The 14,159-nt window shown below is 65.7% G+C and carries 10 protein-coding genes; 2 read left to right on the top strand and 8 right to left on the bottom strand.

Translation table 11 applies throughout. The features are described from left to right. Positions 1-60: 60 nt before the first annotated feature. Together ACFQ36_RS00785 and katG are read right to left on the bottom strand one after the other, a co-directional pair. Positions 61-468 (bottom strand): SRPBCC domain-containing protein, encoded by a 408-nt coding sequence (locus tag ACFQ36_RS00785; protein WP_377009593.1) that lies wholly within the window; start codon positions 466-468, stop codon positions 61-63. Between the two features lie 501 nt (positions 469-969). Next, the gene (katG, locus tag ACFQ36_RS00780) at positions 970-3,264 is read right to left on the bottom strand and encodes a catalase/peroxidase HPI (protein WP_377009591.1); all 2,295 of its coding nucleotides are present in this window, start codon (positions 3,262-3,264) and stop codon (positions 970-972) included. A 1,022-nt stretch (positions 3,265-4,286) separates the two neighbouring features. On the opposite strand from katG, the gene ACFQ36_RS00775 reads away from it, so the two are divergent. Beyond that, positions 4,287-4,520, top strand: coding sequence for a hypothetical protein (locus tag ACFQ36_RS00775; RefSeq protein WP_377009589.1), 234 nt, complete (start codon positions 4,287-4,289; stop codon positions 4,518-4,520). 120 nt (positions 4,521-4,640) lie between these two features. Here ACFQ36_RS00775 and ACFQ36_RS00770 read toward each other — a convergent pair whose 3' ends face one another. Continuing rightward, positions 4,641-5,609: a LysR family transcriptional regulator gene (locus ACFQ36_RS00770; protein ID WP_377009587.1), complete on the bottom strand. Its 969-nt coding sequence runs from the start codon at positions 5,607-5,609 to the stop codon at positions 4,641-4,643. 480 nt (positions 5,610-6,089) lie between these two features. On the opposite strand from ACFQ36_RS00770, the gene ACFQ36_RS00765 reads away from it, so the two are divergent. After that, the gene (locus tag ACFQ36_RS00765; RefSeq protein WP_377009585.1) at positions 6,090-7,436 is read left to right on the top strand and encodes an MFS transporter; all 1,347 of its coding nucleotides are present in this window, start codon (positions 6,090-6,092) and stop codon (positions 7,434-7,436) included. 519 nt (positions 7,437-7,955) lie between these two features. Here the strand turns inward: ACFQ36_RS00765 and ACFQ36_RS00760 are convergent. From ACFQ36_RS00760 to ACFQ36_RS00740, 5 genes are all read right to left on the bottom strand, one after another. Beyond that, positions 7,956-9,068 carry an MFS transporter gene (locus ACFQ36_RS00760; protein WP_377009583.1) on the bottom strand — a complete coding sequence of 371 codons (1,113 nt, stop codon included), beginning with the start codon at positions 9,066-9,068 and terminating at the stop codon, positions 7,956-7,958. A gap of 193 nt (positions 9,069-9,261) precedes the next feature. Next, the gene (locus ACFQ36_RS00755; protein WP_377009581.1) at positions 9,262-10,410 is read right to left on the bottom strand and encodes a proline racemase family protein; all 1,149 of its coding nucleotides are present in this window, start codon (positions 10,408-10,410) and stop codon (positions 9,262-9,264) included. Between the two features lie 71 nt (positions 10,411-10,481). Continuing rightward, the gene (locus ACFQ36_RS00750) at positions 10,482-11,459 is read right to left on the bottom strand and encodes an Ldh family oxidoreductase (RefSeq protein WP_377009579.1); all 978 of its coding nucleotides are present in this window, start codon (positions 11,457-11,459) and stop codon (positions 10,482-10,484) included. Further along, on the bottom strand, positions 11,456-12,832 hold the full coding sequence (locus ACFQ36_RS00745) for a flavin monoamine oxidase family protein (protein WP_377009577.1): 1,377 nt from the start codon (positions 12,830-12,832) through the stop codon (positions 11,456-11,458). Before ACFQ36_RS00745 ends, ACFQ36_RS00750 begins: the two co-directional genes overlap by 4 nt. A gap of 426 nt (positions 12,833-13,258) precedes the next feature. Then, a complete protein-coding gene (locus ACFQ36_RS00740; protein ID WP_377009575.1) occupies positions 13,259-14,149 on the bottom strand; it encodes a LysR family transcriptional regulator in 891 nt (296 codons plus the stop codon). Between the last annotated feature and the right edge of the window lie 10 nt (positions 14,150-14,159).

Raw genomic sequence — 14,159 nt, 5'->3', positions numbered from 1 at the left:
CGTCCCGGACTCCCCGGTCGCCCGGACCAGGCATTTATCAGACATGCCCCAACCGTTCGCCTACTTCGCGTCGGCGAGGACCTGGTCGATCCGGGAGAGGACCTCGGGCCAGCCGCTGCCCATGCCCTGGAAGGCCTGCCGGCCCATAGGGGTGTCAACCCGGAAGCCGGCGTGCTCGAGATGGAGGACGGTCCCGCCGTCGGCACTCTCAAGACGCCACGTCACGGGTGTGTCCAGCTGTCCCTCGGCCAGAAGGAAAGTGATTGACTCCCCCGGCTCCACGGCCAGGACTTCGCACTGCTGCTTACCCCAGGGACCCATATCCAGCGTGAACCGGTGCCCGGCCGTAGGCGCAATGTCGCCGGGCACCCACCAGCGCGCCAACAGGTCCGGGGTAACAAGGGCGGTCCATACCACTGCAGGCGGATATGTGAAGCGGCGCTCGAGCCGGATCGTGTTCTCGGTCATGGCACTTTCTCCTCAAAAAGGTCCGGCAACAAACACCCAATCATGGCACGGACCGGCCCGGAGCCTGGGAATTCCCCCGCCAAGCCGGTCGGGCCCGCCGGTGCCCTCGTCGCGGGACACCGCCACCCGGCCCGCTCCGCGCTCCGGCCGATCACCAACGCATCTGCCAGGTCGGCAGGCAACTGCCTCATAACGGCGCATATGACGGAACGCCGCCTCCCGCAGTGCTTGGGATGATAGCGACGACCAGGCAGGGACCGGTCCCTCGCGGACTCAATCCGTACTCGACATATCGTCAATTACCGGCGCGCTTTTCCTCGCTGAACTCCGCCTTCCCGGCACGGTCAGCAAGCTGCTGGCCAATTCGTTCAACAGCCTGGCAAACAATTGCGGCGGCGCCCGCTGGCTAGCAGATCGGGTCCATCCTCCACGATCCCCTGGACGCCGTCGGCCGGCCGCTCCGGGGCCGGCCGCATCTGCGGCCGGCCCCGGACGCCTCGGTCAGTGCAGGTCGAAGCGGTCCAGCTCCATGACCTTGACCCAGGCCGCCACGAAGTCGTTGACGAACTTCTCCCCGGCGTCGTCACTCGCGTAGACCTCGGCCAGCGCCCGGAGCTGGGAGTTGGAGCCGACGACCAGGTCGACCGGTGTGGCGGTCCACTTCAGCTCGCCGGTGACGACGTCGCTGATCTCGTAGACGTTCTCCTCCGCCTCCGATGCCTTCCACCGGGTGCCCGGGGAGAGCAGGTTGACGAAGAAGTCATTCGTCAGGACCTGGGGCCTGTCGGTGAGGACGCCGTGGGCGGAACCGCCGATGTTGGCGCCCAGGGCGCGCATGCCGCCGATGAGCGCTGTCATCTCCGGTGCGGAGAGATCCAGCAGGTATGCCTTGTCGAGCAGGAGGGTCTCCGGCTGGAGCTTCTCGCCGGGGCGGACGTAGTTGCGGAACCCGTCCGCCCGCGGCTGCAGGTACTGGAGCGACTCGACGTCGGTCTGGTCCTGGGAGGCGTCGGTACGGCCGGGCCGGAACGGCACGGTGACGGTGCTGCCGGCGTCCCTCGCAGCCTTCTCCACCGCCGCGCAGCCGCCGAGGACGATCAGGTCTGCCAGCGAGACCTTCTTGCCCCCGGTCTGGGCGGAGTTGAACTGCTGCTGCACCGTCTCGATCGCCTGCAAGGCAGTCGCCAGCTGCTCGGGCTCGTTGACCTCCCACCCGCGCTGGGGCTCCAGCCGGATCCGTGCCCCATTGGCGCCGCCGCGCCTGTCGGTCTTGCGGAAGGTGGACGCCGCGGCCCATGCCGTGCTGGCGAGCTGTGAGACGGACAGGCCTGAGTCCAGGAGCTGGGCCTTGAGCGAGGCGATGTCCTGCTCGTCGATCAGCTCGTGGTCGACTGCCGGAACGGGGTCCTGCCAGAGCTGCGGCTCGGGGACCCAGGGTCCGAGCAGGTGGGGGCCGACGGGGCCCATGTCGCGGTGCAGCAGCTTGTACCACGCTTTGGCGAATGCCAGCGCGAACTCGTCCGGGTTCTCCAGGAAACGCCGCGAGATCTTCCCGTAGATAGGGTCGAAGCGCAGCGAGAGATCCGTGGTGAGCATCGTCGGCCGGTGCTTCTTCTCCGGATCGTAGGGGTCCGGGATGATCTTCGGGCCGTCCTTGGCCACCCACTGGTGGGCGCCGGCGGGGCTCTTGACCAGCTCCCACTCGTGCTCGAACAGGATCTCGAAGAAGCGGTTGCTCCACTCGGTCGGCCTGTCCGTCCAGGTGACCTCGAGGCCGGAGGTAATCGTGTCCGGCCCCTTGCCGGTCCCGTAGGTGCTGAGCCAGCCCAGGCCCTGCGCCTCGAGGTTGGCGGCCTCCGGCTCGGGGCCGACGTGCGCGTCGGCATCGCCGGCGCCATGGGTCTTGCCGAAGGTGTGGCCGCCGGCGATCAGCGCGACAGTCTCCTCGTCGTTCATCGCCATGCGTTTGAAGGTCTCGCGGATGAACGGTGCGGCCGCGAGCGGGTCCGGATTGCCCATCGGCCCCTCGGGGTTGACATAGATCAGGCCCATCTCGGTGGAGCCGACCTCCTCCGCCATCTGGCCTTCGCCGATGTAGCGTTCGTCGCCGAGCCAGGTGTCCTCGGGCCCCCAGAAGATCTCCTCGGGCTCCCACACGTCCTCGCGGCCGAAGGCGAAGCCGAAGGTCTTGAAGCCCATCGACTCGAGGGCGACGTTGCCCGCGAGGACGAGCAGGTCGGCCCAGGAGAGCTTTTGGCCGTACTTCTGCTTCACCGGCCACAGCAGCCGCCGGGCTTTGTCGAGGTTGGCGTTGTCCGGCCAGCTGTTGAGCGGCGCGAACCGCTGGCTGCCGCCCCCCGCACCGCCGCGGCCGTCGTGGACGCGGTAGGTGCCGGCAGCGTGCCAGCTCATCCGGATCATCAGGCCGCCATAGTGGCCGAAGTCCGCGGGCCACCAGTCCTGGGAAGTGGTCAGGACCTGGATGATGTCCTGCTTGAGCGCCTCGACGTCGAGCTTCTGGAACTCCTCGCGATAGCTGAACGTGGGGCCGAGCGGGTTGCCCGCCGGGTGGTGGCCGTGGAGCACGGAGAGGTCGAGCTGGTTCGGCCACCAGTCCGCGATGGTCCGCGGCCGGTGCGCCTTGGGCTGCGGCGAGTCGATCGCCGGGTTCTCGCTCTCGCTGCCGCGCGAGGTCACGCTGTCATGGGCGATGGGGCACCCACCCTCAACCTTGCGGTCCAGACCCTGGGCGCTTCCCGGGGTGGGGATCGGGGGGTGGTCCTGGCGATCGGTCATGTGCTTCCTTCCATATGGCCGAGGCCGCGGTCGGACTCGGGCATCCGGTCTAGCCCTCCTATTTGACCATGAGCGGACGGTGCGGGGAGAGTCCCCCTGGCGCTGATTGGACAAGACTCTCCCGCGGCGACATCATCCGCCTCTCCACAGCGAAGGGTTCCACGTCTTCAACAGCCTGCGCGTAGTGCAGCGCGAAATGAACGCAGCGGAAGCAAGATGCCACTGGCCGCGCCCGGTACCGGTCCGGACATTTGGGGTTATCGGCCGCTCGTAGAGGCTGGTTTTGCCAGGCCGGTTGCGGCCCGGTCCGCATCCGCATCCGCACCATGGCCCCAGCCGGCTCTGCACGGCGGCAACCCCTGCCCCTGGCCGAAGGTAGCCTCGGCGAGGCACTGCAACGCCCCTACTGCGGAACCTTGCGCGTGCACCTGACGCGAGGCCATCCGGCGGAAACTGTAAGGCTGCCAGAGGTTGCCCAACCTTTGGCTGGTTTTGCTCCCTGCCGTGAGCATCAGCTCCGGTCTTTTCCGTGGGACGGAAACAGGGGACGTGCCTGATCTGTTTCCGGCGTCGGCGTCCGCCCGGCCGCAGAGGTATCCGCCATCTCCTCGAGGGCAGGCTCCCCCATCTGAGCGTGGCGGGGGCGCGATCCTCGCCAAACGTGCGGGCGGTGAGCATGCCGCCGCCCTCCACGGCATGGGTATAGACGCTGGAGCGCTCGGGCGGGGAGACGCCCCGCACAGGCGGATCAGGGCCAGCTGCACGGGCAGCCGGGGCGGATGGGTCTCATGTTCAGTGTTGGTAAACCATGGCTGCAGCAGAATGCAATTGATCTAAAGGGCTTGTTTGCCGATCATTGCTGCTGTAATCACACGTCCGTGCAGAGGGGAGATGCGATGCTGGCGGCAGCTTTGGGCTGGTTGGGAACAGTCGGAACTTTTGTGGCGTACGCCATGCTGTGGAAAGGTTGGCTCACATCGGAGTCGTGCCGGTATGGGGCCCTGAACACGGTCGGCGGCCTGATGGCCGGGACCGCCTGCGCGATCTACGGGGCGTGGCCGAGTGCGGCGTCCAATTTCGCCTGGGCCGCCCTGGGCCTTCACTCCGTGGTCGGCGCATACCGCCGGCGCCGCCTCAAGCCCCGGGTGGACGGGATTCCAGGTCCCGCACCGGTGACCTGCGGCCACACGCCGGGCACCGGGGTCCGGGATCCCGCGGTGGCCGGCGGTTCGCTTGGCCGGGCCGTGCGCGCTTAGGCGATTGCCGGGCCTCAACCGCCATCCTGGCTGCGTGGTCCCGCAACTGCCATGACTACCACTACGCCGAGGGATGGGAATCATGGCTATACCGGGATGTGGTCCGAGACGTTTTGGGTGTCAGGACGGCGGTCGGCGCTCGGCGTACCCCGGCGGCCCCGATCTCGGCGCCACGGCCAGCGTGTCAAACGCCGCAACCGATTCCCGTAGAAGCCGTGCGACTGTGTCCACCGGCATGCTGATGGACCTTCGCCGGTCCAACCGCCGCAGAACGATGCGCCGCGTGCCGAGTCCGGGGACGTCCAGGACGTCGACGCCGTCCTGGACCACGCCGCTCAGCGCCAGGGCGGGTATGACGGCGACACCTTCCCCCGCAGCCACCAGTGCGAGGGCGGTCAGCGTCTCCTGGTACTGATGGATTGTCTCCACCTGGGCACCCGTCGCCCGGCGCAGCCGGCCGATTACTGAGGCGTTGGCTGCCGTGGGCTCGACGCCGAGCCAGGGAATCGGCAGGCGGGCAAGGTCGATGTTCTCGGTGGCGAACAGGGCTCCGGAGGGGACGACCAGTTTCCATGGCTCGTCCAGCAGCGGCTCTTCGGATACTCCGGCGGGAAGCGGGCGTTGCTCGGCCGCCGTCGAATCGAGCTCGACCACCACGGCGTCGAGTTCGCGCTGGCGGAGCAGCCGCATCAGCGCCGGCAGGTCGTCCTCAACGATGCGGATCTGCAGCTGCGGGTACTGGAGGCGCCATTGGGGCAGATGTGGGATCACCACGGTCCGAAGAAAGCTGGTGAATCCGCCCACCCGCACGACTCCTGCCAGCTCTGCCCCGCCTTCCATCCGGGCGCGGGCGACGTTGAGCGCGCGCTCGATCTCCTCGGCAGCCTCAGCTATCGCCAGACCGGCGGGTGTCAACACCGAGCCTCTCGGCGTCCGCACCACCAGGGCATGCCCCGTCTCGTCCTCCAGCTTGTTCAGCTGCTGGGATACGGCCGACGGGGTGATCCGCAGCTCGTCAGCGGCGGCAAGCACCCCGCCCGTGCGGGCAATGGCCAGAAGCACGCGCAGCCGGCGCGGATCGATATCCATGTTCAGTATTCATAAACCATATCTATAGCAACTTCAACCAATCTAAAGGCCGGGGCCACCCATCATTGCAGCTGAACCCACTCGTCCGTGCAGAGAGGCCGATGCGATGCTGGCGGCAACTCTGGACCGCCGTATGGTCCAGGATCCGGAGGACTTCGCCACCAACCCGGACAAGTACCTCGTGGATCTCTGCGCCGCTGAGGAAAGCAGCGAAGGCTTGGCTGTGCCTCGCCGAGCGGCACGGCAGGACACGGCAGGATTCCCAAGAGCCGCAGGACAAATCTACACGGGGTCGCCGGCTCCATTGACCTGATATGTGATCACATATTACAGTGGTGGCGATGAGGGCCACCCCGTGGGCGAGGAACTCCGCGACCACGAAAACGTCGTCGAACCCAATCTGGCTTTTTGCAAGCACATCTCTCCCCAACGAAGAAGGAGAGACCCCATGTCATCAATCCTGAGTGCAAGGAGCGACCGGTGTATGCCACGAAGAACACAACGCCAACTACTGACGACGCCACAGTCGCGGCCTTCAAACGCCGCTTCCTGATCAGGCTGACCGCCGTTTTGATCGGAGGAATGTTCCTGGACGGCTACATCCTCGGGATCATCGGCACGGTAATCGGCACCATTACCACCGAACTGAGCTTCACCCCGTTGTGGGAGGGCCTGATCGTGGCCTCCTCGCTGGTTGGCATCCTGGTCGGTTCACCCGTGGGCGGGTGGCTCGGCGACAGGTTCGGTCGCAAGCCGCTGTTCATGATTGACATGGGCCTGTTCGTCATCGGCTCAGCCCTCCAGTTCGTCGTCCACGAACCGTGGCAGTTGTTCCTGGTCCGACTGCTGATGGGCATCGCGGTCGGCGTCGAATACTCCGTCGGCTGGCCGCTGATGTCGGAGTTCGCCCCCGCCAGAATACGGGGACGGCTGATGGGTCTGACCCTGGTCGCCTTCTATGTCGGGTTCACGGTCGCCTTCATTATGGGCTATGCGCTGACCACCAGCGCCACGGTGGACTGGCGGATCATCCTGGGCTCGAGCACCCTTCCTGCCGTGATTCTGTTCTTTGCCCGCCTCGGCCTGCCCGAGTCGCCGCGCTGGCTGTGGAACAAGGGCCGCCACGACGAGGCCCGCGCGGTGGCGCACAGGTACATGGCCGATGCCTCCGATATGGACGACGTCGAGCACGAACCCGACCGTGCCGAGGGCAAGATCAGGGCGCTTTTCTCACACCAGTATTGGCGGGCCACCCTGTTCTGCTCGATGTTCTGGCTTTGTGCAGTCACCCCCTACTTCGCTATCGCCACCTTCGCCGGGAGCGTGCTGGAGGGCTACGGACTCAGCCATGGACTCGCCGGCGGGGTGGGGCTCTCGGCGGTCGCCACCGCAGGCGTTATCCTCACGGTGGTCCTGATCGACCGGGCCGGCCGCCGCGTCCTGACCGTCCCGCCGCAGTGGGTGTGCTTCGTACTCCTGTTGATCATCGGCCTGTGGGCGGGCGCACCGGCCTGGGTCGTCCTGGCGTGCTTCCTCGCCTTCTCTTTCCTCAATGCTGGATACACCACGCTGACCGGGATCTACCCCGGGGAGGTCTTCCCGACCGAGATCCGCGGGATTGGAACAGGGTTCGCGACCGCAGTCAGCCGCGTAGGGGCCGGTGCCGGAACCTTCCTGCTGCCCTGGTCCATGGTGACCTACGGGCCGCAGGCCACCATGCTGATCGCCGCCGGGATCACTCTTGTCGGTGCCATCTTGTCGCAGTGGCTGGCTCCCGAGACCAAGGGGAAGACCCTTACCGAGACGGCTGCCGGGTTCTCGCACTAACCGACGCCGGCGCCTGTTGTACTGTCCCGGGAAGTCTGTGACACGGGACGGGATAGACGCAAAACGAGGACCTCCGGTTGTCAGCTGGAACCTGTCGGGAACAGTCACACATTCCTCCAGGAGCCCGCTAACGCGATTGTTGCCCCCGCCACACCCGTCTGCGGCGAGGCACCAGGTTGCTTGAGTCCGACGGCGGCATTACCTGCCCGGCGCACAAAGGGGCTTCCGTCCTGGAAATTGCTCCAGATACAGCGCACAATCCGTATTGGCTTCGAGCCGCGGGGGAAGCTACGGCCGCCCAGGTAGCAGTCGAGCGAATGACTCCAACCCGGCTGGGCGCTCAGACACCGCGCCTGGTTGGCGAAGCCGCCCGGGAACGAACCCCGGACGCCTCGACCAAGATCGGCAGCCAGGCGCAAAGCTTCTAAGTCCATCGAGCCTAATTCCGCCGTAGGGACCGCCCAAGTCGCACTGCCCGCCAGGCACCGTCAGCATTCGCTGCGGCCGGTTGGAACCGTTCTACACTTCGTCTTGGAGGCCCCGCGGGTAGGCGCTCATGAGACCGGCTGACACAATCCAAACGAGGCCCACGGCGCCCACAATGACCGCTCCCCCGAACCCGATGGCTGCAGCGGCCAAGGCTGCCCCCGCTGCCGAGGCGCTTACTCGCAGCCCTGCGCTGACCGTGAATACCTGCGACCTGAGGTGGGACGGGCTGTGCCGGTTGCGCAGGAAGAGCATTGCTGCCGCCGTGGATGCAGTGAAGACACCTGATAGACCGATGGCAATGATGGTCCACATCGTCCCGAGATCGAATGCGGCCGCGATGGTCAGCAACCCCGTGGCGAAGAAGCCGGCCATCATGACGTACTGGGGGCGGTGCCGTGTTGGGCGGGCTGTCTCGCAGAGGGCGCCCAAGAGGCTGCCAATGGCGAAGGAAGTCATTACGGCGGCCCCCTCGCTGGGTGATCCGATTCTCTCGATGGAGAGTGCAACTGCCGCGACAGCCAGGCCGCCCTGGCCGAGTTGGGTCAGGGTGGATGAGGCGGTGACGACGGCCAGGGGCCGATGACTGAAGATTCTGCGCAGACCTGACTTGATGGCCTGCCATGGCGAGCCCCCGGCCCGAACATGCGGGCGAAGACGGACGGCGCGTACTGCCAGGGAGCCAAGGGCGGCGGCGGCCGCCAGAACCCAGAGGGCAACCTGGGCTGGCAGGAATGCGGCAATAATGGCTACAAGGGCGGGTCCGCCTACTGCTGAAACGTTGTAGGAGAGAGCGTCGTAGGCGAAGGCCCGGCGGACGTCCGGAACAGCACCGGCCACGAAGCTGGAGAGTCCGCCCATGTAAAAGGGAGACACCGCCCCAGCCACAATCAGGAAGGCCAAGACAACAGGCAATGGGAGCTGGCCGACGAAGGCGGTCACCGCGAAGGCTACGGCGGTCAGCGTCCCCGCCGCCGCGACCAAAAGGCCTGGCCGGCGCGCCCGGTCCAGGGCTGCGCCCACCAACGGGGCAGCCAGGACGCTTGGACCCAGCGAGGCAGCAACCAGAAGACCTCCGACCGCGACGTCATTCATCTGTTCCACGGCCAGGATGGGAAGCGCTACAGCCGCTCCGGCACTCGCCATTCTTGGTGGAACAGAAGCGGCGAGATATCCGAACGCGCCCATATTTTATTGAAGATCCTTTCACGCCAAGTCTTATCCGGAACCGAGAAATTCGCGAAACCGATTGCGGGTTCTGGTAGGCCATGAAGATGGCGGGGAGAGATGACAGGAGCGCAGATACCCAGATCCGGGATCGGGGTACCTGCGCCTGCACTTACACCGAAGCTTCGACGTCCCCGCCTGTTGGGTCGTTGTCCAGGTTCCTGAGGCTTGCAGAGTCGAACTGCGGGGCGCATTCGTCCTGGGAGGAGGGGGCCCAGATGTCGCCGACCGTGAAGCCATTGGGGAAGGGGTCGTCCGGGTCGAGCACGTGGGTGCTGAATCCGGTGATCCAGGCCTGGCCGCTGAGCCTGGGAACGACTCCTGGACGGCCGGCGATGTGGACTTCGTCGACCAGTTCGCCGGTGTAGACGGTGCCCAGGAGTCCTTCGTGCCGGAAGGTCTGGTGGAGCCCGAGTTCGCCCCTGGCATGCAGCGTGGCCATTTTGGCGCAGGTGCCGGTTCCGCAGGGGCAGCGGTCGACTCCTCCGGTCCAGGTGGCGGGGTTGTCAAAATCAACGGGGCCGCTGGCCACCATGACGGCGTTCTTCCGGTCGGCGTTGGGGTTGTCGGTAATCCCGGACAGCTGGGAGATGGTGATTCCGATGCCCGGGTAGTCCGGGTGTTCCACCGGCAGCTGGTCCTGGGCCGCTTTAAGGATGAGCGCCGAGATGCGGGTGATGTCCCGGCCCCGTTCGGGCACCAGCTGGAGGGAGTCGAACTGCGCGGCGTCGGCGATGACGTAGAACATGCCTCCCCAGGCAACGTCGACCGTCACCTTGCCAAGCTCCGGGACGTCGATGACGGCGTCGAGGTAGACGGCGAAGGCCGGGACGTTCTCGAACGTGACCTGCCTGACCTTGCCGTTGCGGCACTCGGCCTTAATGGCGATGAGGCCGGCCGGCGCTTCGAGTTTGAACTCCGTGAAAGGCTCCTGCATCGGGATCATGCCGGTCTCGAGCAGGACGGTGGCCACCGCGATGGTGTTTCCGCCGCTCATGACCGGGTACTCGACCTGTTCCATGATGATGAAACCGGCCGCCGCGTCGGGGTGCTTTGGCGGGACGATCAGGTTGCAGCACAGCGGCGGGTAGCCGCGGGGTTCGCGCAGCATCAGCATCCGCAGCTGGTCGTCGTTCTGCTCGAGCCACTTCATCTGCTCGTAGACGCTGTTGCCGGGAATGTGGGGCGCTCCCCCGGTGATGACGCGCATGGGTTCCCCGGAGTGGGTCTCCACCGCGTGGATCATCCGTCGAAAAGTCATGCTGGCAGCCTTCCTGGTTGTATTCGGGCCTGGGTGCGGGCGGCCGCGGGTGTGGGGGCTTCGATGCGGCGTCAGCGGGACTCGGCGGCTTGCCGCAGGCGCTGGAGGATGTCCGCATCCAGATCGATGTTGTCGGGCAGTTCGGTAAGTTCCAGGGCCGGGAGGCGGACCCGGTGCTCGTCGCGCAGGACTCCAAGCTGTTTGGACAGGCGCTCGACCGAGCCGGCGAAACCGGCCGGATCAATACCGAGCAGGAACACACCGATGTCCGGCGGGGTGGAGCCGCGCTCGAAGGGGGCGGCGTCCAGGGAGAACGAGGCTCCCGAGAGCGTTGCGAGGATCTCCACCAGCAGGGCGATGTTTCCGCCGCGGTGTCCGCCAAAGGGCAGCAGGGTTCCTGCCAGGGCTTCGTTGGCATCCACGGTCTGTTCCCCGTTGGCGTTGAGCGCCCAGCCCGCCGGGATGGGCTCGCCCGCCTCGGCGGCACGCCGGATGTTAACGAAGGCGGTCGAGGAGGATGCCTGGTCGATGACCATGGGGAGCATGCCGGGCCTGGGGATGGCGTACGCCAGCGGATTGGTCCCCAGGATGCGCTCCGGGGCGCCTCCGATGGACATCAGGGCGGGGCTGTTGGCCGCGGCCACCGCGATGCAGCCCTGCCGGGCCAGGCGGCGTGCGTAGTACCCCAGCTCACCGCACGTGTACGAGCGCCGGATCCACAGCGCGGCGATCCCCGCCTCCCGGGTCGCGGCCAGAAGGTCCCCGAGAGCGGCTTCGAAGGCGGTCTGGGCTGGCCCGTTGCCGGCGTCGACATCGATCACGGCACGCGCGGCGCGGCGGACACGGGGCTGGGCGCCGGCAGCAATACGGCCCTGCCGGTAGCCGTCGAGATAGTCGAAAAGATGCCCCACACCGACGGCCCGGTTGCCGACAAGTTCCGCTTCGACCGTGGCCCCGGCCAGGATCCGCGCAGCCTGCTGCCCGGCACCGGCGGCCAGCAGCGCACGCTCGCACAAGGCCTCAAGTTCTTCGCTCTTAATGGTGCTCACTGGAACTCCAGTCCTCTCATCCGACGCGCGTAGGGGTCGCCTGGCTTCCGCAGGACAGCAGCCAAGCCAGATCGGATTTCTTCGGCAACCCGGTATGCCTCGTCATACGCACCATGCGAACCGGCCGTTTCGGAGGTGTAATCACCTGCGAAATGCAGGTTCCCAATCCGGCGCTGAAGATGCGGCAGGGCTTTATGCCTACCTGGGGAAAGCACCGAAAAACAATGCTCCCAGGTCCCTGCCGCGACGCCCACAACCCGATTGCGAAGCTGCGGCGCTACCTCCAGGAAGTCGTCGATCCATGACTGGATCTCGCACTTATCGTCCTGGAACCCGGGGATGAAGCCCGCTGAATTGCCATAACAGGTGAACCGGACAATTCCGTCTTCCGGCGCAACGCCCGGCATCGGGTTGATAATCGCGTCAAACCGCTTGCCCACCGTGGAAACAAATGACCACTCCAGGAGATCCGGCAACCCTTCCACATTCACGGCAATTGTCAAAGTAGAGCTGCCAGGCGTCTGTGCCGCCTGAAGTGCCTCGCACTTCCAGTCGGGCAGGTCCGGGCATATGGCTGCGACCTTGGGGGCCGGTACGGTCACGACGACGTGCCGTGCCCGCAGCACCCTTGCCTGGCCGCCCCCTGAGGCAAGGACCTCATAGTATTCACCCCGGTCCTGCACCCTGTTCACGCACACGCCGGTGTTAACGGCGGTCCGGGCGCCTGCATTGGCGGCAAGTGCACGCGGCAGCTCCTGCATGCCGTTCAGCGGATAAAGTCTGTTGTTATCCTCGTGGGCGATGTAGCTGGCAAGGTATCGAAGGGCATATTTGGCCGACAGCTGTGATGCGTCGCCGACGGATCCCCCGCGCACGGCCGATTCGATGATGCTGCGGACAGGTCCGGGCAGTCCTTCGAGCCTGTCGGCCACTGTTTCGTAGGCGAGATCGGCGGCGCTGTTGGCGATGGTGCCGTCCGATACGTTGGCCTGATACTCCTGAGCCAGCGAGTCCATGAAGGCCAAAAGCGAGGCCTTGGAGGCGGGCGACAGGGGCAGGCCCTCAACCACGCCGGCATTCGTCCTCGCCACGGACGTGGTGCCGTCTATATGAATGCCGTAGGTCTGGGGATGAAACGGGACCGTGGCCTGTCCCAATTCCCGGGCAAGTGTTTCTGCTCTGGTCCCCCGGTAGATGAACATGGCACCGGTGTTCACCGGTGCGCCGGAGAGTTCGAGGCTTTGCGTGCGTCCGCCGATGTCGTCTGTGGCCTCGAGAATTTGAATGTCGAGGTCCATGTCCCGCAGGCAGTAGGCAAGCGCCAGGCCGGCGGGTCCTGCTCCGACAATCACCAGATCATGCAGTTCGGTCATACTGTCCTCAATCTTTGGGCTGGTTGTTGCTTTGCGGCCTATTGAAGTTGCTTTCCGGCCATGACGGCGCACTGACGGACTTGGAGGGCGCCAAAGAATGTCCACGACCAGCGATCAGCGGCAGTATGTCCGGATACCTTTGTACGCGTCGTGCATGTCGGCTGCCCCCAGAGCCGCCCGTGGCAATGCCGAATTTCGATCCCGTGTGGCCAAAGGCGCGGCGCGGTCAGGAATCCGGACGGGGGCCAGCCAGCGCCCCGGGCGCAGCACCGGTTGCCCGACACTAAGCGCAGTCCCGAAGCGGAGGCTTCCATCGTGGTGGTTCGCTGCAGCATGGCAATCCTGTTCAATAGATGCGCTGTCTGCCGCTACGAGTTGGGCTCGACTACTGCGCAATGCGCTTCAGATTACCCATTAGATATGTGATCACACAAGAGGCAATTTATGGCCCTGCGACCTAAGGCAGCGAATAAAGTCTTCGGCAGCAGGCGAGTCCCCGAAGTTGCGGGCGACATGCATCTCGGTCTGCGGCCTATTGGACAAGGGCCGGGTGGTAACGCCGGGCATCTGGAAGCGCCTCACGGACTCCGGTAGAACGGAAATGCCAAGACCTGCAGCAACGAGGCCAAGGACGGTTTCCTGGTGGATGGCCTGCTGCACAACGTGCGGAGGAGTCTGGAGGGGGTCGAACAGGCCAAGGACCCGGGACACGAAACCGGGCATGAGGCGGTACGGGAACAGAACCATTGGTTCGCCCTCCAGCATTTCAGGCCGCACTTCGGCGGCCCTGGCCAGGGGATGGGCGTCCGGCAGGACGGCAACGAGGTCCTCTGTGCTCAACAGTTCGGTTCGCAGCCCGGGAACATAGCTTGGATCGCGGATCAGCCCCAGATCAAGCTCGCCGTCGAGTAGCTGCTCGATCTGCTCCCCACTGGTCAATGGACGCAGGACGAGACTAACCCGGGGGCGCTGTTCCCGGAATGCGCGGATGGCCTCCGGGATTGTCGTATAGCTCGCCGAGCTGACGAAGCCGATACTGAGCTTTCCACTCCGGCCCGCAGCAACTTCGGCCACGTCCCGTGCGGCGTCATCAAGATCGGCTACAGCCCTCTGGACCCGATCCCGAAACGTCTGGCCTGCCGCAGTCAGGCTGACCCGTCTGGTTGTCCTGTCGAACAGTTGAACCCCGAGCTCGCGCTCGAGGCGCTGGATGGCCACCGTCAGGGGCGGCTGCGTGATGTGAAGTCTTTCCGCGGCCCGGGCAAAGTGCAGCTCGTCTGCGACAACCAGGAAGTAGCGGAGTTGCCGGATTTCCATCGGGACTCTT

Origin of the sequence: Arthrobacter sp. GCM10027362, assembly GCF_042679445.1 — a bacterium.
Lineage (GTDB): Bacteria > Actinomycetota > Actinomycetes > Actinomycetales > Micrococcaceae > Crystallibacter.
Note: the sequence above shows the minus strand (reverse complement) of the source record. Positions and strands in the feature narration are given on the sequence as shown.